20 protein-coding genes are annotated in these 21548 nt (G+C 43.2%); 8 read left to right on the top strand and 12 right to left on the bottom strand.

Annotation, left to right across the window (positions count from 1 at the left end; all coding sequences use genetic code 11):
* The first annotated feature begins 403 nt into the window (after positions 1-403).
* From KDW99_RS17585 to KDW99_RS17565, 5 genes are all read left to right on the top strand, one after another.
* Complete coding sequence (locus tag KDW99_RS17585) at positions 404-1516, top strand: branched-chain amino acid ABC transporter substrate-binding protein (protein WP_255826548.1); 1113 nt, start codon at positions 404-406, stop codon at positions 1514-1516.
* A gap of 109 nt (positions 1517-1625) precedes the next feature.
* Positions 1626-2537 carry an ABC transporter permease subunit gene (locus KDW99_RS17580; RefSeq protein ID WP_255826547.1) on the top strand — a complete coding sequence of 304 codons (912 nt, stop codon included), beginning with the start codon at positions 1626-1628 and terminating at the stop codon, positions 2535-2537.
* Positions 2538-3812, top strand: coding sequence for a high-affinity branched-chain amino acid ABC transporter permease LivM (gene livM / locus KDW99_RS17575; protein ID WP_255826545.1), 1275 nt, complete (start codon positions 2538-2540; stop codon positions 3810-3812).
* The gene (locus tag KDW99_RS17570; protein WP_255826543.1) at positions 3809-4690 is read left to right on the top strand and encodes an ABC transporter ATP-binding protein; all 882 of its coding nucleotides are present in this window, start codon (positions 3809-3811) and stop codon (positions 4688-4690) included. Before livM ends, KDW99_RS17570 begins: the two co-directional genes overlap by 4 nt.
* Positions 4687-5400, top strand: coding sequence for an ABC transporter ATP-binding protein (locus tag KDW99_RS17565; RefSeq protein ID WP_255826541.1), 714 nt, complete (start codon positions 4687-4689; stop codon positions 5398-5400). The genes KDW99_RS17570 and KDW99_RS17565 overlap by 4 nt, the downstream gene beginning before the upstream one ends.
* A 180-nt stretch (positions 5401-5580) precedes the next feature.
* On the opposite strand, the gene KDW99_RS17560 is transcribed toward KDW99_RS17565, so the two are convergent.
* The 5 genes from KDW99_RS17560 to glnA form a co-directional block, all read right to left on the bottom strand.
* A complete protein-coding gene (locus KDW99_RS17560; protein WP_255826539.1) occupies positions 5581-6138 on the bottom strand; it encodes an L-threonylcarbamoyladenylate synthase in 558 nt (185 codons plus the stop codon).
* Between the two features lie 151 nt (positions 6139-6289).
* Positions 6290-6670, bottom strand: a complete 381-nt coding sequence (locus KDW99_RS17555; RefSeq protein ID WP_255826537.1) for a DUF3461 family protein — start codon at positions 6668-6670, stop codon at positions 6290-6292.
* Between the two features lie 168 nt (positions 6671-6838).
* On the bottom strand, positions 6839-8272 hold the full coding sequence (ntrC, locus tag KDW99_RS17550) for a nitrogen regulation protein NR(I) (RefSeq protein ID WP_255826535.1): 1434 nt from the start codon (positions 8270-8272) through the stop codon (positions 6839-6841).
* Positions 8269-9354, bottom strand: coding sequence for a nitrogen regulation protein NR(II) (gene glnL / locus KDW99_RS17545; protein ID WP_255826533.1), 1086 nt, complete (start codon positions 9352-9354; stop codon positions 8269-8271). The genes ntrC and glnL overlap by 4 nt, the downstream gene beginning before the upstream one ends.
* A gap of 333 nt (positions 9355-9687) precedes the next feature.
* On the bottom strand, positions 9688-11094 hold the full coding sequence (glnA, locus tag KDW99_RS17540) for a glutamate--ammonia ligase (RefSeq protein WP_255826531.1): 1407 nt from the start codon (positions 11092-11094) through the stop codon (positions 9688-9690).
* Positions 11095-11447: 353 nt separating this feature from the next.
* On the opposite strand from glnA, the gene thiI reads away from it, so the two are divergent.
* From thiI to dtd, 3 genes are all read left to right on the top strand, one after another.
* Positions 11448-12899 (top strand): tRNA uracil 4-sulfurtransferase ThiI, encoded by a 1452-nt coding sequence (thiI, locus tag KDW99_RS17535; RefSeq protein WP_255826529.1) that lies wholly within the window; start codon positions 11448-11450, stop codon positions 12897-12899.
* Positions 12900-13147: 248 nt separating this feature from the next.
* The gene (typA, locus tag KDW99_RS17530; protein ID WP_255826527.1) at positions 13148-14968 is read left to right on the top strand and encodes a translational GTPase TypA; all 1821 of its coding nucleotides are present in this window, start codon (positions 13148-13150) and stop codon (positions 14966-14968) included.
* Positions 14969-15115: 147 nt separating this feature from the next.
* Positions 15116-15550 carry a D-aminoacyl-tRNA deacylase gene (dtd, locus tag KDW99_RS17525; protein WP_255826525.1) on the top strand — a complete coding sequence of 145 codons (435 nt, stop codon included), beginning with the start codon at positions 15116-15118 and terminating at the stop codon, positions 15548-15550.
* Positions 15551-15591: 41 nt separating this feature from the next.
* On the opposite strand, the gene tatC is transcribed toward dtd, so the two are convergent.
* From tatC to KDW99_RS17490, 7 genes are all read right to left on the bottom strand, one after another.
* Positions 15592-16365 (bottom strand): twin-arginine translocase subunit TatC, encoded by a 774-nt coding sequence (gene tatC, locus KDW99_RS17520; RefSeq protein WP_255826523.1) that lies wholly within the window; start codon positions 16363-16365, stop codon positions 15592-15594.
* 35 nt (positions 16366-16400) lie between these two features.
* A complete protein-coding gene (gene tatB / locus KDW99_RS17515; protein WP_255826522.1) occupies positions 16401-16856 on the bottom strand; it encodes a Sec-independent protein translocase protein TatB in 456 nt (151 codons plus the stop codon).
* Positions 16857-16859: 3 nt separating this feature from the next.
* The gene (gene tatA / locus KDW99_RS17510; protein ID WP_255826521.1) at positions 16860-17078 is read right to left on the bottom strand and encodes a Sec-independent protein translocase subunit TatA; all 219 of its coding nucleotides are present in this window, start codon (positions 17076-17078) and stop codon (positions 16860-16862) included.
* A 16-nt stretch (positions 17079-17094) separates the two neighbouring features.
* Positions 17095-17427: a phosphoribosyl-ATP diphosphatase gene (locus KDW99_RS17505; RefSeq protein WP_255826520.1), complete on the bottom strand. Its 333-nt coding sequence runs from the start codon at positions 17425-17427 to the stop codon at positions 17095-17097.
* Positions 17428-17443: 16 nt separating this feature from the next.
* Positions 17444-19087 (bottom strand): ubiquinone biosynthesis regulatory protein kinase UbiB, encoded by a 1644-nt coding sequence (ubiB, locus tag KDW99_RS17500; RefSeq protein WP_255826519.1) that lies wholly within the window; start codon positions 19085-19087, stop codon positions 17444-17446.
* Positions 19088-19089: 2 nt separating this feature from the next.
* A complete protein-coding gene (gene ubiE, locus KDW99_RS17495; RefSeq protein ID WP_255826518.1) occupies positions 19090-19845 on the bottom strand; it encodes a bifunctional demethylmenaquinone methyltransferase/2-methoxy-6-polyprenyl-1,4-benzoquinol methylase UbiE in 756 nt (251 codons plus the stop codon).
* Between the two features lie 168 nt (positions 19846-20013).
* On the bottom strand, positions 20014-21540 hold the full coding sequence (locus KDW99_RS17490) for a GGDEF domain-containing protein (protein WP_255826517.1): 1527 nt from the start codon (positions 21538-21540) through the stop codon (positions 20014-20016).
* Positions 21541-21548: the final 8 nt, after the last annotated feature.

Genomic DNA, 21548 nt, shown 5'->3' with positions numbered 1-21548 from the left:
GCTGGTTTTTTGTACTAAATTATAAGACAACGATTATATTTGTAATGGATTCATCGAAGTCATTACACCCACCGATACAATATCTCCAATATTTGCTCTCGCTTAGTGCAGGGCTTTTCCTGTTTCAGAATAAAACACCACAAAACTTATAATACGCAGTGATTAATTTTTCTTATTTATGGAAAATTAGGTTTTTATCTAAGCTATTTTCAATATTTGCATGCACTACTATTGACCAAAGTTTAGTCTGATATTAATGTGTAGCATCATAAAGATGCACATTTTTTGAATAGTTGCTGTGAAAGTTCCATTATTTATGCCTTTTCTTTAGGGTTTAATTATTGGAACGCTTCTTGCTTTTGAATAATAACGATAAAACACAAAACGAGTAGAGGCTTTTCTTATGTCAAATGCGGTTGTTAGAAAAACATTAATTTCTCTTGCTGTTGCGGGGGCTGCGACATTGGCTCAAGCAGATGTTGTCATTGGTGTTGCAGGTCCTCATACGGGAGCTTATGCAGCTTTCGGTGAGCAATTATGGAAAGGGGCTGAAAAAGCAGCGATGGATATTAATGCTGCGGGTGGTGTTAACGGCGAAATGATCAAGCTTGTAAAAGCGGATGATGCTTGTGAACCTAAACAAGCCGTATCGGTTGCTAACCGATTGGTAGACTCTGATGGCGCGCTTGCTGTTGTTGGTCACTTCTGTTCATCTTCTTCTATCCCAGCTTCCAAAATCTACGAAGAAGCGGGTGTAATCATGGTAACACCGGCATCGACTAACCCAACGCTTACTGACCAAGGTTTGCCAAACGTTTTCCGCGTGTGTGGTCGTGATGATCAGCAAGGCGATGTGGCAGCAAGCTATATTGTGGATAAATTAAACGCAAAGCGCGTAGCCGTTATTCATGATAAAGACACCTACGGTAAAGGTCTTGCTGATGCTATGAAGTCAACGCTTAACGCTTATGGCGTAAAAGAAGTCATGTATGAAGGTTTGACTCGTGGCGAGAAAGATTTCAACGCCTTGATTACAAAAATCCGCTCTGTAGACGCTGATGTTGTGTATTTCGGTGGTCTTCATTCTGAGGCTGGTCCATTAGTTCGCCAGTTGCGTGAGCAAGGTTCTAAAGCAATCTTCATTTCTGGAGACGGTATCGTATCCGATGAGTTTGTTTCTGTTGCCGGTTCTCCTAAATACGTAGACGGTGTACTGATGACATTTGGTGCGCCACCAACCTCTTACCCATCAGGTAAAAAAGTTATCAAAGAATTCCGTGACGGCGGTTATGAGCCAGAAGGTTACACTCTGTACTCTTATACAGCGATGCAAGTTGCTGTCGCAGCTCTATCTAACAACAACTTAGACCCAATCAAAGGGGCTGAGTGGTTGAAATCTCATTCTATAGATACCGTAATGGGTAAGAAAAACTTTGATGATAAAGGTGATTTGACTGTTTCTGATTACGTTATGTATGAGTGGGACGGTCAAGGCAAATATCACGTAGTAGATTAATTTCTATTTAGTTTTTACATTTCAGTAATAACCTACACATGTTTACCAGCCAGGGATTGCGCTGGTAAACATGCTCTCTATATTAAAAAAATTCCCACGAGGTCTTACGATGGATATCGTTCTCCAGCAGCTGGTAAACGGTCTTACCCTTGGTTCTGTATACGGACTCATTGCGATCGGTTACACCATGGTATATGGCATCATAGGCATGATTAACTTCGCCCACGGCGATGTGTACATGGTGTCAGCTTATATCACCGCAATTGCTCTTGCGATTTTAACTTTTTTCGGTATCGAATCTTTTCCTATTATTCTTGTCGGCACATTGTTTCTTACCGTTGCTGTAACAGGGGCTTATGGGTGGGTAATTGAACGTATCGCATACCGCCCATTACGTAGCTCTAGTCGTTTAGCCGTATTGATTTCCGCAATCGGTATGTCTTTGATTTTGCAAAACTATGTACAACTTAGTCAGGGTGCTAATCAGCAAGGTGTACCGACTCTTTTAACGGGTGCATTGCGTTTTAATGTGGGTGATGGCTTTGTACAGATCACCTATATGAAGCTATTGATTCTGTTTATTTCTATCTTAGGCATGGGTGTACTTACCTATGTTATCCAAAAAACCAAACTGGGCCGTATGTGTCGTGCTACTCAGCAAGACCGAAAAATGGCGTCTATTTTGGGCATAGATACAGACAAAGTTATCTCAACTGTTTTTGTTATTGGTGCTGTTATGGCGGCATTGGCGGGTGTTCTGGTTACCCTAGATTACGGTGCTTTTGATTTTTATGTTGGTTTTATCATTGGTATTAAAGCCTTTACTGCGGCTGTGTTGGGCGGTATTGGATCTTTACCAGGAGCCATGTTAGGTGGGCTGATTCTTGGTTTGTCCGAGGCTTTGTTCGCTGGGTTGATTAGTTCTGATTATAAAGATGTATTTTCATTCTCTTTGTTAGTTCTCATTTTGATTGTTCGCCCAAGTGGCCTTCTCGGCAAACCTGAAGTGGAGAAAGTATAAATGAGCCAAACTGTAGGAATAAATTTTAAGAAAAGTAGTATTGATGCTCTGATTGCTGGCTTTATGGCGTTGATCTTGTTTGGTCCAATCGTTGGTGTTGTGCTGGATGGTTACGGTTTTAATACTGAGTTTGGAAAAGTGGCTTGGATGGTCGCAGCGGTTGCCATTGGACGTTTTGTTATGTCCAGTTTTTTGCAGACAGAAAGAGGCATCGCAATGGCCTTTCGTTATGCTAATAACGATGAAGGTGTAGAGGTTCTTCCGCCAGGGCATAAATCTAAAATGGTATGGATTATTCCATTAGTGATAGCGATTGGTCTTTTGGTGCCATTTATTGCATCAAAATATGTCCTAACCGTTATTATTCTTGGTTTGATATACGTATTGTTGGGGCTTGGCCTTAATATCGTTGTTGGATTGGCTGGCTTACTGGATTTAGGTTTTGTTGGTTTTTATGCCATCGGTGCTTACGGTCTCGCATTGGGTTATGAAAATTTAGGACTGGGTTTCTGGTCTATGTTGCCAATTGCCGCAATAATGGCAGCGATCGCTGGTGCAATATTGGGCTTTCCTGTGTTGCGAATGCATGGTGACTATCTGGCGATCGTGACGCTAGGTTTTGGTGAAATAATACGTCTTATTTTGACGAACTGGGCATCCTTCACTCATGGTCCTAATGGTGTATCTGCGCCTCTGCCAACATTCTTTGGCCTAGAGTTTAAACGTAGGTCGAGAGACGGTGAAACCTTCCACGAGTTCTTTAATATCCCTTATGATTCTGCCTATAAATACATGTTCATTTATATCGTATTGTTCGCAGTGGTATGGGCCGTGCTTTTTATTAAGCATCGTTTGGTGAAAATGCCAATTGGCCGTGCATGGGAAGCGCTTCGTGAAGATGAAATTGCCTGCCGTTCATTAGGTTTAAACCATGTATTGGTAAAACTTTCGGCATTTATGTTGGGCGCATCAACTGGTGGTTTAGCTGGTGTGTTTTTTGCGACATACCAAGGTTTCGTTAACCCATCGTCGTTTACCTTTTTCGAGTCCGCTTTGATACTGGCTATCGTGGTGCTTGGCGGTATGGGATCGACACTAGGTGTTGTTATTGCTGCCTTCTGTTTGACTGTGTTACCTGAAATGTTAAGGGAGTTCGCAGAATACCGTGTGTTGATGTTTGGTATTCTGATGGTAGTGATGATGATTTGGAAACCTCGAGGTATTGTTCGTGTTACTCGAACAGGTTTTGCTGCGAAAAAAGGGGTAGTGAAATGAGCCAAGAAAATATTTTAGCAGTTGAAAACTTGGTGATGCACTTTGGTGGTATTAAAGCACTAAATGATGTGACTTTTGATATTAAGCGCGGTTCTGTATCCGCTCTGATTGGACCGAATGGCGCTGGTAAAACGACGGTATTTAACTGTTTAACAGGGTTTTATAAGGCGACAGGCGGAAAAATTATTTTGTCGGCTGGCGGCAAAGAAACCAGCATTATTAAAGTGCTTGGCGAACCATTTAAGGTGACTGACTTTTTCTCACCTGTCGCATTTTTTGCTCGTCTTAAGTACAAAATGTTTGGTGGTTCTCACCTTGTAAACCGCGCAGGTTTGTCTCGAACCTTTCAGAATATTCGTTTGTTTAAAGAAATGTCGGTGGTTGAGAACTTGCTGGTTGCTCAGCATATGCGAGTCAATCGCAGCTTAATCTCCGGTATCTTGAATACGAAAGCGTATAGAAAAGCGGAAGAAGAAGCCTTAGAACGTGTTTTTTATTGGCTGGGTGTTGTTGATCTGGTCGAGTCTGCTAACCGTTTAGCTGGTGAACTTTCTTATGGTCAACAGCGTCGCTTAGAAATTGCGCGTGCCATGTGTACTAATCCTGAAATTGTTTGTCTGGATGAGCCTGCAGCCGGTCTGAACCCTTCTGAAACAGAAGCACTTACTAAAATGATTCGTGTGTTGCGTGATGAACATAACACGACGGTGTTGTTGATCGAGCATGACATGGGCATGGTTATGGACATCTCCGATTACATCGTTGTGTTGGATCATGGGGTGGTTATTGCCAAAGGTGGTCCAGATGATATTAAGAGTAATCCAAAGGTTGTTGCTGCTTACCTTGGTGCAGAAGAAGGTGAAGAGGTAACCCTATGACTACATTAATGGAATTTAAAAACGTTGACGTTCATTACGGCCCCATTCAAGCCTTGAAAAAAGTCTCTTTGACGGTCGAGGAAGGTGAAATTGTTACCTTGATTGGTGCGAATGGAGCGGGCAAGTCTACCTTGTTAATGTCTATTTTTGGGCAGCCGCGTATTTCGTCAGGTGAGATTATTTACCGTGGTGAAGATATTTCACAAAAATCGGCTCACTATGTCGCGTCCCATGGTTTGGCTCAATCGCCTGAAGGTCGCCGAATTTTTCCAGGCATGTCAGTAGAAGAGAATTTGCTGATGGGGACAATCCCAATCGGCATGGATCATGCGGAAGAAGACATGCAGCACATGTTTGATTTATTCCCTAGGCTGAAAGAGCGTCGCAATCAGCGCGCCTCAACGATGTCTGGTGGTGAACAACAAATGTTGGCCATTGCTCGTGCCTTGATGAGTCGTCCAAAATTGTTGTTATTAGATGAGCCTAGTTTAGGTCTGGCGCCCATTATCGTTAAGCAAATTTTTCAGATTCTGAAGGATGTTGCTAGCACAGGGATGACAATCTTCCTAGTTGAGCAGAATGCCAACCACGCCCTAAAACTGGCTAATCGAGGCTATGTGATGGTGAATGGTGAAATACGTATGACGGGAACTGGTCAAGAGTTATTGGTGAACCCTGAAGTGCGTGAAGCCTACTTAGGCGGTCATTAACATCTAGTTTCAGCATATAAAAGTAAAAACGGCGCTTCATTTGTACAAAAAATGAAGCGCCGTTTTTTTTATTTATGTGGATAAAAATAACGCTTTTGCACAGGATGTTCGCGCAATATCGCCTTTTAAGGTGTTTTTGATCCGCTTATTGAATTAAAAGGTTGATTCAATAGAAAGGGTTTAAGCTCGAAATAGCGTATCCGTCAAAATATCTCGAACCTGTGAGGGTTGCGTGGCCTTACCCAATGGTGCATTAAAAATAGCATCCACCTTGTCACCAAAATACGCATGCACTTCTTCTGCGCTCATAGCTGGATCTAGCCCTGCCGGGTTGGCAGATGTCGATACTATCGCGCCTTGGTAAGCGGCGCACAAAGACTGTACTGGCTGATGCTGTGACAAACGTATGGCAACGCTTTGATGCTCACCCCTCACCCAGCTTGGGGTAATGGTGGTATCTGGTACGACCCAAGAAGTGGGAATATCATTTTTGCTGATTAAGCGTTCAGCTGCTTTAGTATCTAGCATCTTTAGCCAAGGTGTTAGTTGGTCTTTTGCCCCAGCGATCAAAATCAGACCTTTGTATTCTGGGCGATTTTTTAGTGCCAGAATTCGCCTCACAGCAGACTCGTTATAAGGATCACAGCCTAAGCCCCAAACTGCTTCGGTTGGATAAGCTATGACGCCACCTTGTCGGATGATATCGGCAAGTTCTTCGACGGATGTTACAAGATGCATATAAATAAGCTTATAAAAGTATATGGGAAAACGGATAACGTTGGATTGTAGCGGGATTTTTGAAAGGGAGCCAGCAGGTATGCCTTTCGATTAATGACCTAAACATGGTGTCTTGATCGATGGAAAGGCGTTCCTGCTAGATAGAATTCTATTATTGCATAGATTCGATTTTTTCTTTGATTTCACTGATCTTACTATTCATTACTTTTTCTAAGTGTTCTAGCTCTTTGATCAGGTCATCTTTTGATGCTTTTGTTTCGTGTTGTCGACCAACAATTTGCTCTAGCTCTTCCATTGCGCGTAAAACGATTAGAGAGGGCTCTTGAACTTGACGGTAAGTTTGTTGACCACCATCCGCTAACACGGTTTTGGTTGAGCGACCAAACTTGAATTTCTTGCTTTTCGGAAGTAACGAGCCTTTTTCACGGCGGTAATAGATTTTTAAAACGTCGTGTCCGCCTTCGTAACGCAAAGTGAATTTTTCAATGTCCTGTATGCTGGTGATACCCATGGACTGAAGTGTTGGATACATAGCTAGCTTCCCGTTGATTAATAAACAAATTGTTGTCCTTAATTAGTAGGGGATTGTGTCCGTAAAAGCAAGTCCAAAACAGTAGAAAACTGAGATAATGCAGGCAAATTGCATATAGTTTTGCCTGCATTACATTTTCTTGATTAGCGTTATTTTAATCGCTGAAAATTAGTCTTCATCTTGCTCGGCGTGATCGATATTTAACTCTTTAATTTTGCGAGTTAACGTATTTCGTCCCCAGCCTAGTAGTAAGGATGCATCGCGTCGGCGTCCGCCAGTATGTGCTAGCGCTGTTTCTATCATGATGCGCTCAAACTTTGGCACGGCTTGATCGAGAATGCCTTTTTGGCCTGTTGCCAATGTGCTGTCCACCCAATTTTTAAGTGCTTCTTCCCATGATGCAAAGGGTTGTTCGTGAGGAACGGCAGCCAGTAATTCAGGTGGCAAATCCTCCACCAAAACTTCACGTCCAGAAGCCATAACAATCAACCAACGACAAGTGTTTTCTAATTGTCGAACGTTACCAGGCCATTCTAACTGTGTTAGATAGTTTTCGGTTTCTTTGCTGAGTTGTTTCGGTTCCACCGCTAGCTCTTCCGCTGCACGGCTTAGAAAGTGACGGGCAAGTTTAGGAATATCTTCGCGACGCTCTGCAAGCTTAGGCAAATGGATACGAATAACGTTTAGGCGGTGAAATAAATCTTCACGGAACGAACCTTTCTGTACCAAGTTTTCTAAGTTTTGATGGGTTGCTGCAATGATTCGCACGTCAACTTTGACTGGTGTATGACCACCAACACGATAAAACTCACCGTCTGCCAAAACGCGTAATAAACGAGTTTGTGTTTCGGCTGGCATATCACCGATTTCGTCTAAGAAAAGTGTACCGCCATTGGCTTGTTCGAAGCGGCCGCGACGTTGAGTGTTGGCACCCGTGAACGCGCCTTTTTCATGACCAAATAACTCAGACTCGATTAAGTCGTGTGGAATTGCTGCCATGTTTAAGGCAATAAAAGGGTTTGCTGCTCTTGGGCTATGAGTATGCAGTGCTTGTGCTACCAACTCTTTACCGGTACCAGATTCACCGTTGATTAAAACCGTAATGTTTGAGTTAGCAAGTCGACCAATGGCGCGGAAAACCTCCTGCATAGCAGGAGCTTCGCCGATGATTTCTTTATCGACTTCTGGCTCTTCTGCAATATCCATATTGTCAGTGCTGGGTCTTGCATTGCGGTGGTGGAGCATGGCTCGTTTCACCAGACTAACCGCTTCTTCTACATCGAAAGGTTTTGGCAAATATTCAAAGGCACCGCCTTGGTAAGAGGCTACAGCGCTTTCAAGATCCGAGTGTGCTGTCATGATAATAACAGGCAAATAGGGATGATCTTTCTGTAGCTTTTCAAGTAAAGCTAGGCCGTCCATGCCTGGCATTCTAATATCACTGATAATGGCGCTTGGTTGCTCTTTATCAATCATGTTGACTAGGTTTTCGGCGGAATCAAATAAACGACATTGGATGCCTTCTTGTTCTAATGTTTTTTCTAGTACCCAGCGAATAGAACGATCGTCATCAACAATCCATACTGTTTCTTCTGCTGTCATGAGTGTTTCTCCTGGTCTTGGACTGTCGTCTCAATGGGAATTAATATATTAAATTCGGTTTTTTTCGGGTAACTGTTACATTCAATAATGCCATGGTGCTGATGAATCACGGATTGCGCGATGGATAGCCCTAAGCCTGTTCCATCGGCTCGTCCACTGACCATGGGATAAAATAGTGTTTTAAGAATGGCTTCTGGTATGCCTGGGCCATTGTCTATAATGCTGATTTTGCATACTAGGCGATGGCGCTTAGAGCCAATGGTGAATTGGCGTAATGCTCGAGTCACCATATGAATGGTTTTATGGCGATTGTCTTCATCATCCAACAGCGCTTGCATGGCGTTTCTGGTGATATTGAGTAAGGCTTGAATCAACTGAGACTCGTCGCCGATCAAGTCTGGAATACTTGGATCGTAATCTCGAATCAGTTCAATTTGGTTGTCTGTTTCGACTGAAATAAGCTGTCTAACGCGCTCAATTACCTTGTGGATATTAAGAGGCTTGTTTTTAGGTAATTGTCTGGGGCCTAATAAGCGGTCAACAAGGTCACGTAACCGATCTGACTCTTCAATGATGACTTGTGTGTAATCGTTTAGCGCTTCGTCTGTGAAAGCGCGACTAATTAATTGTGCCGCACCACGAATACCGCCTAATGGGTTTTTAATTTCATGTGCCAAGCCTCGCACCAGCTCTTTGCTGCTTTCATGGTTCGCTATAATCTCGTCTTCTTGAGAGATGCGTTTCATTCTATCGCGAGGGTACAGCTCTATAATGAGGCTTTCAGTTTCATTCGATGTGCCCATAACAGGCGTGACGGTATAGTCACAAAAAAGCTTTCTGTTATTGCTGCTCTCTATTTCTGCCTCTCGCTTAGTGAAAGGGTGGCCAGATTTTATTGCGGCATAAAGGGCCTGAATGCTTTCTTCGTTTTCACGAAAAGCGGCGCCAATGTCATTGCCATAAATTCGTCGTCGGCTGACCGCCAATAGCATTTCAGCTGCAGGATTTAGATACTCGATCTCAAGTTTGTCGTTCAATTGAACAACTGCAGTGGATAAATGGTCGATTAATAAACTATACACAGACAGTGCCTCTCTATTGACTACTGCTTTTTATGATTTCCTTTAATAACAGTTGCAAAAAGCGAACCAACATTGGGCAGTCCGAGATAGCGTATTTATTAAGGTCTTTGTATTAACTAAAAAAAGTTCTATGCACAATTATAGTGCATCTTGGTATTGGTGTTTCTTTTCGTGCAAAAAAAGTTGTGCATTAAAAAGCTGTGCAAAAAAGTTGTGCATTAAAAGCCATACAAAAAAACCTACAAATGCGAGCAACAAAACAGGGCTAAAACGTTAGAGAAAAAAAAGCCTCGAACAAGGTCGAGGCTTTCGTATTTACTTAGCGATTAAGTATTAAGCGCTGTAGTAAAGTTCAAACTCAAGTGGGTGAGTCGTCATAGAAACGCGACGAGCTTCGCCAGTTTTAAGTTCGATGTAAGCATCGATCATGTCGTCAGAGAATACGCCGCCTTGAGTCAAGAACGTGCGATCTTCGTCTAGGCACTTAAGTGCTTCTTCTAGGCTGCTAGCAACCTGTGGAATCGCATGAGCTTCTTCAGCTGGAAGGTCGTACAAATCTTTGTCTGCAGCATCGCCAGGGTGAATCTTGTTTTTGATACCATCGATACCAGCCATCAACATAGCTGCAAATGCTAGGTATGGGTTAGCGGTTGGATCAGGGAAACGAGCTTCAATACGTTTGCCTTTAGGGCTTGCAACGTATGGGATACGAATAGAAGCAGAACGGTTACGTGCAGAGTATGCAAGCATTACAGGAGCTTCGAAGTGAGGAACAAGACGCTTATAAGAGTTAGTTGAAGCGTTAGTGAACGCGTTCAATGCTTTAGCGTGCTTGATGATACCACCGATGTAGTAAAGCGCCATTTCAGATAGACCAGCGTATTGATCACCAGCGAATTGGTTTTCACCGTTTTTCCAGAAAGACTGGTGAACGTGCATACCAGAACCGTTGTCACCAACGATTGGTTTAGGCATGAAAGTCGCAGTTTTGCCGTAAGCGTGAGCAACGTTGTGTACACAGTACTTAAGAATTTGAACTTCATCCGCTTTCTTAACTAGAGTGTTGAATTTAACACCGATTTCGTTTTGACCAGCGGTTGCTACTTCGTGGTGATGAACTTCAATAACCAAGCCCATTGTTTCCATAGCGCCACACATAGCGCCACGTAAATCGTGGTGAGAATCAACTGGTGGTACAGGGAAGTAGCCGCCTTTTACGAAAGGACGGTGACCCATGTTGCCGCCTTCAAATTTCTTATTTGAAGACCAAGCTGCTTCTTCAGAGTTGATCTCTACAGAACAACCTGACATGTCTGTTTTCCATTTAACATCATCAAAGATGAAAAATTCAGGCTCTGGACCAAAGAAAGCTGTGTCGCCAAGACCAGTCGACTTAAGGAACTCTTCTGCACGAAGGGCAACAGAGCGTGGGTCACGGTCATAGCCTTGCATAGTAGAAGGTTCGATGATGTTACAACGAACAATAACAGTTGATTCTTCAGTGAAAGGATCGATGATAGCTGTATCGTCCTGAGGCATCATGATCATGTCTGATTCGTTAATGCCTTTCCAACCAGCGATGGATGAACCATCAAACATTTGGCCGTTTTCGAAAAACTCTTCGTCTACCGTAATAGCTGGAATCGTTACGTGTTGTTCTTTACCTTTAAAATCGGTAAAGCGAAGGTCAACCCACTTCGCATCATGCTCAGCAATCAAGGCAAGGGTCTTGTTTGACATAGTTGTTCTCCAGTCGTAGTTAAAGCGAAATTATTTTTCGTTGTAAAAGGGGCTTTAATATTTAATACAAAGCGCCATTTGTCGAGTTATTTATCAAGCAGATAGTAAGCATAACTTGTGCCAGAAATCTGTGCGAGGTAATAAATGCTTATATTACAATGAGATAGAGTTTTTAAGATTAATATCGAGCTTAATGGTGGCCAAAAAGAAGCGTGCAAAAAGTCAGATTGCACCATAACGGTGCCTAAATTCGGTATTTTGTTCATTGTTGGTGCGAATTTAGCGTTTTCGTATCGACTGTCTTTTCTTTATACTATGCGCCTTCCCAATATCCGGTATAAATCACAACCCCTATGAAATTTATTGTTAAGTTTTTTGCAGAAATCACCATTAAAAGTCGTCCAGTTAGAAAGGCGTTTATTAAACAGCTTCGACACAATGTTAAGTTGGTTCTTAAAAAGTACGATGCCGATGTCGTTGTTTCTGGCAACTGGGATTTTATTGAAGTGTTTTCTGATAGGGATGAATTACGAGAAGACTTTATACAGGCACTTTCTAATATCTCCGGTATTGCTCATTTTCAGTATGTTCGTGAATTCCCATTAGTTGATTTGGATGACATTGTTGAACAGGCCATCGTTTCGTATGGTGATGTCATTAAAGATGCTGTGTTTGCTGTCCGTGTTAAACGTGTTGGTCATCACGACTTTACGTCGGTGGATGCTGAGCGACATATCGGCGGCTGTTTAAAAGCTCGTTGTGGCGCGTTGGCTGTTCGTTTGAAAAATCCTGAAGTATTGGTGCCTATCGATATTCGTGATAATCGAGTATGGATGATTGAACAACGTGTAGAAGGGCTAGGTGGTTATCCTCTAGGGTCGCAAGATTCTGTGTTGTCCCTGATGTCTGGCGGATACGATTCTACAGTGAGCTCCTTTTTGACCATGAGTCGAGGCTTGAAAACGCACTTTTGCTTTTTTAACCTTGGTGGTGACGCCCATGAAATTGGCGTGAAGCAAGTATCCAACTTCCTGTGGGAAAAATACGGCTCGGCGCTCAATGTGAAATTCATTACCGTGCCTTTCGAAGCGGTTGTCGGCGAGATACTAACAAAAGTCGATAACGCAGAAATGGGCGTGATTCTGAAACGTATGATGTTGCGAGCAGCGTCTCAGGTAATGTCTGAAGTTGGAGCGAAAGCCCTAGTGACTGGCGAAAGTGTTGCTCAGGTATCCAGCCAAACCCTGATGAACTTGAAAGTCATTGATCAGGTGACCGAAGAGTTAGTGCTTCGTCCTTTAATTACTACCAATAAACAGGTCATCATTGATAAAGCCATCGAAATTGGTACCGCGCCTTTTGCAGCCAGTATGCCTGAGTTCTGTGGTGTGATCTCGGTTAAGCCAACGACGCGAGCTAAAATGCACCGAGTAGAGAAGCAAGAATCTAATTTTGATTTTGCGGTATTAGAAGCCGCAATTGAAAATGCCCAAGTTATGTCTATTCAGAATGTGATGGACGATGTAGCGAAGCAATATCAGGGCGAAGTGCCGATTGTGCGTATGCCTGTAGGTGATGAAGTCATTATCGACATCCGTCACCCAGATGAAGCAAGCAATCGACCATTAAGAGTAAGTGGTCGTCCTGTCAAAGTGATTCCATTTTTTGCCTTGGAATCTAATTGGTCGGAATTAGAAAAAGATGTGCCTCATTTGCTGTATTGCGGCAAAGGGGTCATGAGCCGAATGCATGCTTCTTACCTATTGGGTAAAGGGCATGAAAATGTAGGTGTTTACCTACCGTAATAAGTACTAAAAAACGGTAGCATTTTTGTAGTATATGAGTGTTATCGTTTTTATTCGAATGCGCTTTTTACCCTGTTGAAGTATTTTTTGTGGACTTTTTTTGTCACTTTAATGGGATATTGATCAATATAAGGGTACAATTGCGCGAATTTTACCCCGCACCAAGATCCGAGACGCTTGAAGAGCATACCTGCCCGTATCAAGCGGCGGTATATCTTTTTGCTCACGCTAAATGCAGAGAACTATAAATGTCTAATGATATCAATAAGTTACGTAACGTAGCTATTATTGCCCACGTTGACCATGGTAAAACTACCTTGGTTGATCAGCTACTAAGCCAATCTGGTACACTAGATCGTAAGGACCTAGGTTCTGAACGAATCATGGATTCGAACGATCAAGAGAAAGAACGCGGCATCACTATTTTGGCGAAAAACACGTCAATCATGTGGCACGATTACCGTATTAATATCGTTGATACACCTGGACACGCCGATTTCGGTGGTGAGGTTGAGCGTGTATTGTCTATGGTTGACTCTGTACTTTTGTTGGTTGACGCTGTTGATGGCCCAATGCCACAAACTCGCTTCGTAACATCAAAAGCATTTGAGCGTGGTCTTCGTCCTATCGTTGTTATCAACAAAATTGACCGCCCAGGTGCTCGTCCTGATTGGGTTATGGATCAGGTTTTTGATTTGTTCGACAGCCTTGGTGCAACAGAAGAGCAATTAGATTTCCCTGTTATCTATGCGTCTGCAATCAATGGTATTTCTGGTGATGATCCAGAAAATATGGCGGAAGACATGACGCCTCTTTACCAAATGATCGTCGACAGCGTGCCTGTTCCTGATGTAGATCCAGAAGGTATGTTCCAAATGCAGGTTTCTGCATTGGATTACGATGCATACGTTGGTGTTATTGGTATCGGCCGTATTACTCGTGGTCTGTTATCTCCAAACCAGCAAGTTATCGTTAAATCTGCGGATGGCAAAGAGCGTAAAGGTAAAGTCCTAAACGTGAAGGGCTACCACGGTCTAGCGCGCGTTGATACTGATCAAGCGTCTGCAGGTGATATCGTATGTATCACTGGTATTGATGGTTTGAGTATTTCTGACACTCTATGTAACCCTGAGTGTGTTGAAGCGCTTCCTGCATTGACGGTTGATGAGCCAACAGTAAGTATGACTTTCATGGTGAACGATTCTCCGTTTGCTGGTAAAGAAGGTAAATACATTACGACTCGTAATATCTCAGATCGTCTTGAGCGCGAGCTTATCCATAACGTAGCTCTACGTGTTCGCCAAGGCGAAACGCCTGACAAATTCATTGTATCTGGACGTGGTGAGCTTCATCTGTCTGTATTGATTGAAAATATGCGTCGTGAAGGCTTTGAGATGGGTGTATCTCGTCCTGAAGTAGTTCAAAAGATTGTTGATGGAAAAGTTCAAGAACCATATGAGTTAGTGGTTATTGACGTTGAAGAGCAGCATCAAGGTTCTATCATGGAAGAGCTTGGCTTGCGTAAAGCTGAGTTGACTAACATGGAGCCAGATGGCAAGGGTCGTGTTCGTCTTGAATTCATGACGCCTTCTCGTGGTTTGATCGGCTTCCGTGGTTTGTTCCTAACGTTGACGTCTGGTTCAGGTATCATGACGAGCGTATTTGACCATTACGGACCAGTAAAAGAAGGTGATGTTGGTAGTCGCCAGAATGGTGTATTGATCAGTATGGTGACAGGTAAAACAGCAGCGTTTGCTTTGTTTAACCTACAAAGCCGTGGTCGCTTGTTCTTGGGTCACGCTGTTGAAGTTTACGAAGGTCAAGTAATCGGTATTCACTCACGTGATAACGACTTGTCTGTTAACCCAGTTAAAGGTAAGGCGTTAACTAACATGCGCGCCTCTGGTACAGATGAAGCCTTGACGTTGACACCACCGATTCGTCATACACTTGAGCAAGCGCTTGAGTTTATCGAAGACGATGAATTGGTTGAAGTAACACCAGAAAGTATTCGTGTTCGTAAGAAACTATTGACTGAAAACGAGCGTAAACGCGCTGGTCGTAAGTAATAGTCGCTATTCTATAAAGAGCAGCAGCAAATGAATTCATGCAAATGAATTTGTGAGCGACAGAAGCGCCTTCGGGCGCTTTTGTTTTTTCTGGGCTTTGGTAAAGTTGGTAGCCTTATTAATCTAGTCGAATAGGAGTGAAAGGGAATGAAGGTCTTAGTGCAGAGAGCCATAAACGCCAGCGTCGTCGTTGATGGTGACACCATAGGAGCGATTGATCACGGACAACTCGTGTTGGTCGGTATAGAAAAAGGTGACACGGAAGCCGATACCCAGCGACTCGCTGGCAAGCTTTTGAAATACCGTATGTTTGGCGATGAAGATGGCAAAATGAACTTAAATGTTCAGCAAGTGGCTGGCGGTATTTTGCTGGTGTCGCAATTTACTTTGGCGGCAGAAACTAAGAAAGGCCTTCGACCTGGATTTTCTACTGCAGCGGTTCCAGCAGAGGGCGAGAGGTTGTTTAACGACTTTGTTAGCAAAGTGCGTGCTCAGTACGATAACGTTGAAACAGGGCGCTTTGGGGCTGATATGAAGGTCTCATTTACTAACGATGGCCCTGTCACCTTTATGTTGGATTAAGTGGGCCGCTGACTCAGCATTTCGCAATAATGATGAGTCGCCTAGCTCGCTCTATTTGTTACCTCTTCTTCTTTTTCTTCACTGCCATCAACCACAACTTTCACTGTGCGGCCAGCAATAAGTCCAAGCTCAAAGAGCATCCACATTGGGATTGCTAGTAGGGTCTGAGAAAAAATATCCGGTGGTGTGATCAGCATACCGACCACAAAACAGCCTAGAAAAATGTAAGGACGTTTCTTTGATAGTGTCGCAACGGTGGTAACGCCGGCTTTAATCAGTAAGTAGGTAGCAACTGGGATTTCAAAGGTGACGCCAAAGGCAAAAAACAACTTTAAAACAAAGTTTAGGTAGTTGTTAATGTCTGTCATTACGGTGACTTCACCTGGTCCTACCGTGGTAAAAAAGCCAAAAATCAGCGGCAATACAACAAAGTAAGCAAACAAAACCCCCGCATAAAACAGAAAGATACTGGAAATGAGCAAGGGGATGGCAATTTGTTTTTCGTTTTTATATAGCGCAGGGGCGATAAAAGACCATGCTTGAAAAAGAGTGTAGGGAACCGAAATGAGTACTGCGACGGCAAAGGTTAGCTTGAGTGGTGCGAGAAAAGGAGAAGCCACTTCTGTTGCTATCAAAGAGCTACCAGCAGGCAGTAACAGTCGTAATGGTTCAGAGACAATAAGATATAAATCGTTGGCGAAAGAGTACAGGCCAAGAAAGAGAATCAGTATAGCCAGAACACATTTTAATAGACGATTTCTCAGCTCGATAAGATGAGCGACAAGTGGTGCTTGATTGGAAGAATCTGTACTCATAATGCGTCACATGTCCGCGTATAGTTTAATAATAATTAGGTTCGAGAAGCCGCTGTTTCGGACGTTTCTTTAATCTTATCTACGGCTTGTGGCTCAGCAGAGTCGATTGTATCTGTTGATGCTGACTCATTGTTTATTGATGGCTGGGCTTCTTGTTTAATGGTATCAACGTCTTCTGCTTTTGACGGCTCAGCAATGACGGGCTCAAGCTCGTCTGCTTTGGCTTCATAACCTTCAGGGTAAGGCGTAATGGTATTTTGAATCGCTTGACCTTCTTTCAGCAGGCGCTGATTGGTCTCGTTAATCTTCTGTTGCAGCTCTTCGTGATCTAGTTGTGCATTAATTTCTCTTTGCACAGAGCTGATACTGCGGCGAATTTTACGAACCCATAGCCCCGCCGTTTTGGCGGCATGGGGCAGACGTTCTGGCCCAAGAATTAAAAGGCCAACCACGAAAACAACAAGTAGTTCAGAAAAGCCAATGTCGAACACAGATTAGGCGCTCTTATCGTCTTTTTTGGCATCAGCATCAATGACTTTATGCTGGGCTGTTTTTTCGTCTTCGGTATCGCCGTCTTTATCGACGGCCTCTTTAAAACCTTTGACTGCACCACCTAGATCAGAGCCAAGGTTTTTAAGTTTCTTGGTGCCAAAAATAAGTACTAAAATGGCTAAAACGATTAATAATTGCCAAATGCTGATTCCGCCTAACATAAATTACTCCTACTGCTTATTTGGTGCGACTGGCCTTTTCTTCTAAGCCAGACAAATTAAATCTGCGTGCTAGTTCATCCAGTATAGCATCTGGGCCAATATCTAAATGAGATAACATGACAAGTGTATGAAACCATAGATCCGCTGTTTCATAAATTAAATCGGATTTATCGCCTGAAACGACAGCGTCTTTCGCGGCAATAATAGTCTCGATGCTTTCCTCACCAACTTTTTCTAGGATCTTATTTAACCCTTTTGCGTGAAGACTGGCAACATATGAAGAATCTGCTGCTGCGGCTTTGCGTTGTTCTAGAGTGGCTGCTAATTCAGCCAGTACATCGGATTTCATTATAGTCTCTCAAAGGTTACGGTTTTAAGACAAGCAGGTAAATCCCTACTAAAAGCAGCCCTAAGCTGGTTAAGTCTGCGTCTTTGATATGGTTTAAAGAAACAGGGTCAGTAATAACCCAAGCCGCCCCTAAGCTTAATATGCCAAGCAATCTAAAAGGGGTATTTTTTCGACCTTTTTTCAATTCTTTGCTTAACTGCTCAATGGCCTCGGTTTGCGCTTGCATGCGTTCTTCTTGATGCGACATTTGCGATAATGCAGTAAACACTAAATTCGGGATTTGTGGTAGTTGGCCTGCCCACTGTGGCGCTTGCTTGCGGACTTCTTCTATCACGCGTTTTGGTCCCATCTGTTCACGCATCCAGCGTTCTAGGAAGGGTTTTGCTGTTACCCATAGGTCCAAGTCGGGATAAAGTTGGCGACCTAAACCTTCAATATTGAGTAGAGTTTTTTCCAATAAAACCAGCTGAGGCTGAACTTCCATATTAAAGCGTCGTGCGGTTTGGAATAAACCAATCAGTACCTGACCAAAAGAAATGTCTTTCAGTGGTTTGGCAAACATAGGTTCACAAACACTGCGAATAGCAGATTCAAACGCATGAACAGGAGTGCCTTTAGGAACCCAACCACTTTCAACGTGAAGTTCTGCCACTAAGCGATAATCTCGCTGGAAAAAAGCCAATAGATTGCGTGCTAAATAGCTTTTATCAGCGTCATCTAGGCTGCCCATGATGGCACAATCGATGGCAATATATTTAGGTTTCTGTGGATTTGATACATCCACAAAAATATTGCCCGGATGCATATCAGCATGGAAAAAGCTGTGTGAAAAAACTTGGGTGAAAAAGATTTCCACACCGCGTTCTGCTAAGCATTTCATGTCTACATTGGCTTTGTTTAGCGCAGCAATATCGGCTACTGGAATCCCAGATATGCGCTCCATTACCATGACATTGCGGTGGCTATAGTCCCAATGGACTTGTGGCACATATAGTAGGTCGGAATTGGTAAAGTTACGTTGTAATAAGCCTGTGTTACCCGCTTCTTTGGCAAGATCTAATTCATCTAGAATGGTGTATTCGTAATCTGTGACTACTTCAACAGGTCTTAATCGGCGGCCATCGGCACTTAAATTAGCAACAAGGTGCGCCAAGGTGTAAAGCAGGCTAATGTCTTTGCTGATGGTTTTTTCTATGTTTGGTCGAATAACTTTAACAACCACCTCTTCACCAGAATGCAGCTTGGCAGTATGCACTTGTGCAATGGACGCAGAGGCAAGAGGTGTTGCTGAAAACTCAGCAAACAGTTCAGATACTGGTGCTTTTAAATCTCTTTCGACAATAGCTTGAGCGATATGGCCGGGAAAGGCGGGGACTTTGTCTTGCAGTTTTGCTAATTCATCGGCGATATCGTCGTCTAACAAGTCTCGTCGAGTCGACAATATTTGTCCGAACTTAACAAAGATAGGGCCAAGGCTTTCTAAAGCCAGCCGAAGGCGCTCACCTTTATTTTTGCTAGCGCGCTTACGGCCAATCGAGCAAACAAGGCCAAGCGTGCAACGGATATACCAAGGCAAAAGCGCGAAAGGAATAAACACATCAAGACGAAAGCGCATGACCGTATACAGTATGCGCAGTAAACGAAAAGTACTGATTAACATGACTAGAATTTAAATCCTTTATGAAGCGCAACGATGCCGCCTGTTAAGTTTTGGTAGCTGGTGCGTTCAAATCCGACTTCATCCATCATGCTTTTTAGTGTTTCTTGATCTGGATGCATACGAATGGATTCAGCAAGATAGCGATAGCTGTCGGCATCATTGGCGATCAGTTTGCCCATGGTTGGCAATAGACGGAAAGAGTATTGGTCATAGACTTGCGATAAAAGCTCAGATTCTGGTTTGGAAAACTCTAACACCAATAAACGACCACCAGGCTTTAATACGCGATACATGGAGGCAAGCGCCTTGGATTTATCGGTAACATTGCGAAGACCAAAGGCGATGGTAATACAGTCAAAAGTATCATCTGGGAAAGGCAGAGCTTCAGCGTTGGCTTGAACGAATTTAACGTTACCAACAATGCCTTGATTGGCGAGCTTGTCACGGCCTACTTTCAGCATGGAATCGTTAATGTCTGCAAGGACCACTTGGCCTTCACTGCCAACAAGACGAGAGAATTTAACGGTCAAATCACCTGTGCCACCAGCGATATCTAATACACAGTTGCCAGCGCGAACACCGGATTGGCTAATAGTGTGTCGTTTCCAGAGACGGTGAATACCACCAGACATCAAATCATTCATGATGTCGTATTTGGCGGCTACGGAATGGAAAACTTGCGCGACGGCCTTTACTTTTTCATCAGTTGGAATTTCTTTGAAGCCAAAATCGGTGGTTTTTTTCTGATCGTCTTGCATAAACTACTTCATCCTAATGGTGTAATTGCGCGCCATTCTCTTTAATTGGAAAATTTTATTGGATAGCCTTATTGAAAAGCTTTTAACCCTTGTATTTGGCAGCGCTGCATTCAATATAAGCCGTTATTGTAACCGCGACGGCAAGGCTCTGGTACTGCTTTACCAAAACTATTTATTTGCCATTACTCGATTGCGGCCAGCTTCTTTGGCTAAATAGAGTTGTTTGTCTGCTCTGGCAAACAGGGATTCTGGGTTTTCTTGTTCTTGTAGCTCTGCGATACCGACTGAAATTGAAATCGATACAGGCTCGCCTTGCATATTAAATGGCGTTTTGGCGACCGCTAAACGAATGGCCTCAGCGCGTTCAATGGCTTGTGTTAAATTTGTGTTTGGAAACGCGATAACAAACTCTTCCCCACCGTAGCGGAAAATGAGATCTTCTTTTGCTAGAGCACCACGAATTTGCTTGGGTACTAGACGTAATACTTTGTCGCCAGCTAGATGTCCCCACGTATCGTTTACTTTTTTAAAGTGGTCTATATCGCAGACGGCAAGGCAAATAGGTTTTTGTGTTTTCTGCATGATTTTACACAGCGGCAAAATAGCGTCTTGATAGGCCGTGCGATTTGGTAAATCGGTTAATGAATCTGTCATCGCTTGAGCGAGCTTTTCTTGTAATAAAGAGCGCAAGGACACAGTGTCTTTTTCCATCCGCGTTACTTTATTTTTTAGTAGCGTGATAGATTGAGTGGCGTGTTTTTCTTGCTCAACCATTTGTGTTTTGTATTCACTCATGGTGCTAGATATGGTGGATAATCTGTCGTTAATCAGCGTTTTTAAGCTCTCTAAATCGTCTGCGCTCTGAACGGCTTGAGAGGTGTCGGTGACTTGTTTTTGTAATTGGCTATTAAAGCCTTCGCGGCTATCAGACAGTGTTTTCTGTGAGTGGTAGCTGCTAGAGATAGACTCATTGATACTAGCAAGTTGTTTATTCAGTTGATTGAGATAGTTGGTCAAACTTTCTTGAGTTTTACCAATAGCGATCATGACCAAATTGATTACTTCATCGAGCAATCCTGGCAGTTGCTGAATATTATCATTGCCTAGCAGTGCTTTTTTCAGGTCCAGAATGTCTTCATCGTAATGGCTTGGCAAAGATAGGTTGTTCGTGAGCGCAGCAAGCGTATGGCTTATTTGCATCATGATTTCTTGATCGTTTTTCTGGGGCTTTGTCGCTAGATCACGATTAAATAAACGACTGAACAGGGAGCTTTTAGGTTGGCTGGACTCTGTTGGGGATAGTGTCTTTTCTGCAAGTGCCAAAAAGCTTTTTAGGAGGTTTGGCCATTGAGAAGATACTTGCCAGTGTAAGCGTATCTGCGCTTCAAGCTGCTTTTTTTCTTGATGAGGGACGTTTTTACTGTCTTGTTTTTCAAGGAGGTTAATGAGTTCTTGTAAGGTGCTTCTGACCTGTTTGGCGCGACTTATTTGGGCTTCGTCACTTTTTATGAGAAGTGGCTCCGCGTCATTCAGAGCATCTTGTATTTCTTGAGCATTCGCCCCTTTGGTTATGACTTGGCGAATCTGGCGAACAACGGAATCAAGTTCAGGGCCATTTCCTTCAGCAAGCATGCTGGTTCTAGAAACAGCTTTACGTAACGCTTCTATTAATTTGTCACTCGATGATTCCGTCATATCGCCTC

The sequence above is a fragment of the Marinomonas rhizomae genome (genome assembly GCF_024397855.1).
Taxonomy (GTDB): domain Bacteria; phylum Pseudomonadota; class Gammaproteobacteria; order Pseudomonadales; family Marinomonadaceae; genus Marinomonas; species Marinomonas rhizomae_A.
This window is presented reverse-complemented; position numbering and strand designations above follow the sequence as displayed.

Bases quoted from the DNA above. Each gene is read 5' to 3' on its own strand.
- KDW99_RS17565 (WP_255826541.1), top strand. From the start codon at position 4,687: ATGACTACATTAATGGAATTTAAAAACGTTGACGTTCATTACGGCCCC.
- KDW99_RS17570 (WP_255826543.1), top strand. From the start codon at position 3,809: ATGAGCCAAGAAAATATTTTAGCAGTTGAAAACTTGGTGATGCACTTT.
- KDW99_RS17580 (WP_255826547.1), top strand. From the start codon at position 1,626: ATGGATATCGTTCTCCAGCAGCTGGTAAACGGTCTTACCCTTGGTTCT.
- livM (WP_255826545.1), top strand. From the start codon at position 2,538: ATGAGCCAAACTGTAGGAATAAATTTTAAGAAAAGTAGTATTGATGCT.
- ntrC (WP_255826535.1), bottom strand. From the start codon at position 8,272: ATGACAGCAGAAGAAACAGTATGGATTGTTGATGACGATCGTTCTATT.
- dtd (WP_255826525.1), top strand. From the start codon at position 15,116: ATGAAGGTCTTAGTGCAGAGAGCCATAAACGCCAGCGTCGTCGTTGAT.
- KDW99_RS17555 (WP_255826537.1), bottom strand. From the start codon at position 6,670: ATGTATCCAACACTTCAGTCCATGGGTATCACCAGCATACAGGACATT.
- KDW99_RS17505 (WP_255826520.1), bottom strand. From the start codon at position 17,427: ATGAAATCCGATGTACTGGCTGAATTAGCAGCCACTCTAGAACAACGC.
- KDW99_RS17490 (WP_255826517.1), bottom strand. From the start codon at position 21,540: ATGACGGAATCATCGAGTGACAAATTAATAGAAGCGTTACGTAAAGCT.
- ubiE (WP_255826518.1), bottom strand. From the start codon at position 19,845: ATGCAAGACGATCAGAAAAAAACCACCGATTTTGGCTTCAAAGAAATT.
- tatC (WP_255826523.1), bottom strand. From the start codon at position 16,365: ATGAGTACAGATTCTTCCAATCAAGCACCACTTGTCGCTCATCTTATC.
- typA (WP_255826527.1), top strand. From the start codon at position 13,148: ATGTCTAATGATATCAATAAGTTACGTAACGTAGCTATTATTGCCCAC.
- glnA (WP_255826531.1), bottom strand. From the start codon at position 11,094: ATGTCAAACAAGACCCTTGCCTTGATTGCTGAGCATGATGCGAAGTGG.
- KDW99_RS17585 (WP_255826548.1), top strand. From the start codon at position 404: ATGTCAAATGCGGTTGTTAGAAAAACATTAATTTCTCTTGCTGTTGCG.
- thiI (WP_255826529.1), top strand. From the start codon at position 11,448: ATGAAATTTATTGTTAAGTTTTTTGCAGAAATCACCATTAAAAGTCGT.
- ubiB (WP_255826519.1), bottom strand. From the start codon at position 19,087: ATGTTAATCAGTACTTTTCGTTTACTGCGCATACTGTATACGGTCATG.
- tatA (WP_255826521.1), bottom strand. From the start codon at position 17,078: ATGTTAGGCGGAATCAGCATTTGGCAATTATTAATCGTTTTAGCCATT.
- KDW99_RS17560 (WP_255826539.1), bottom strand. From the start codon at position 6,138: ATGCATCTTGTAACATCCGTCGAAGAACTTGCCGATATCATCCGACAA.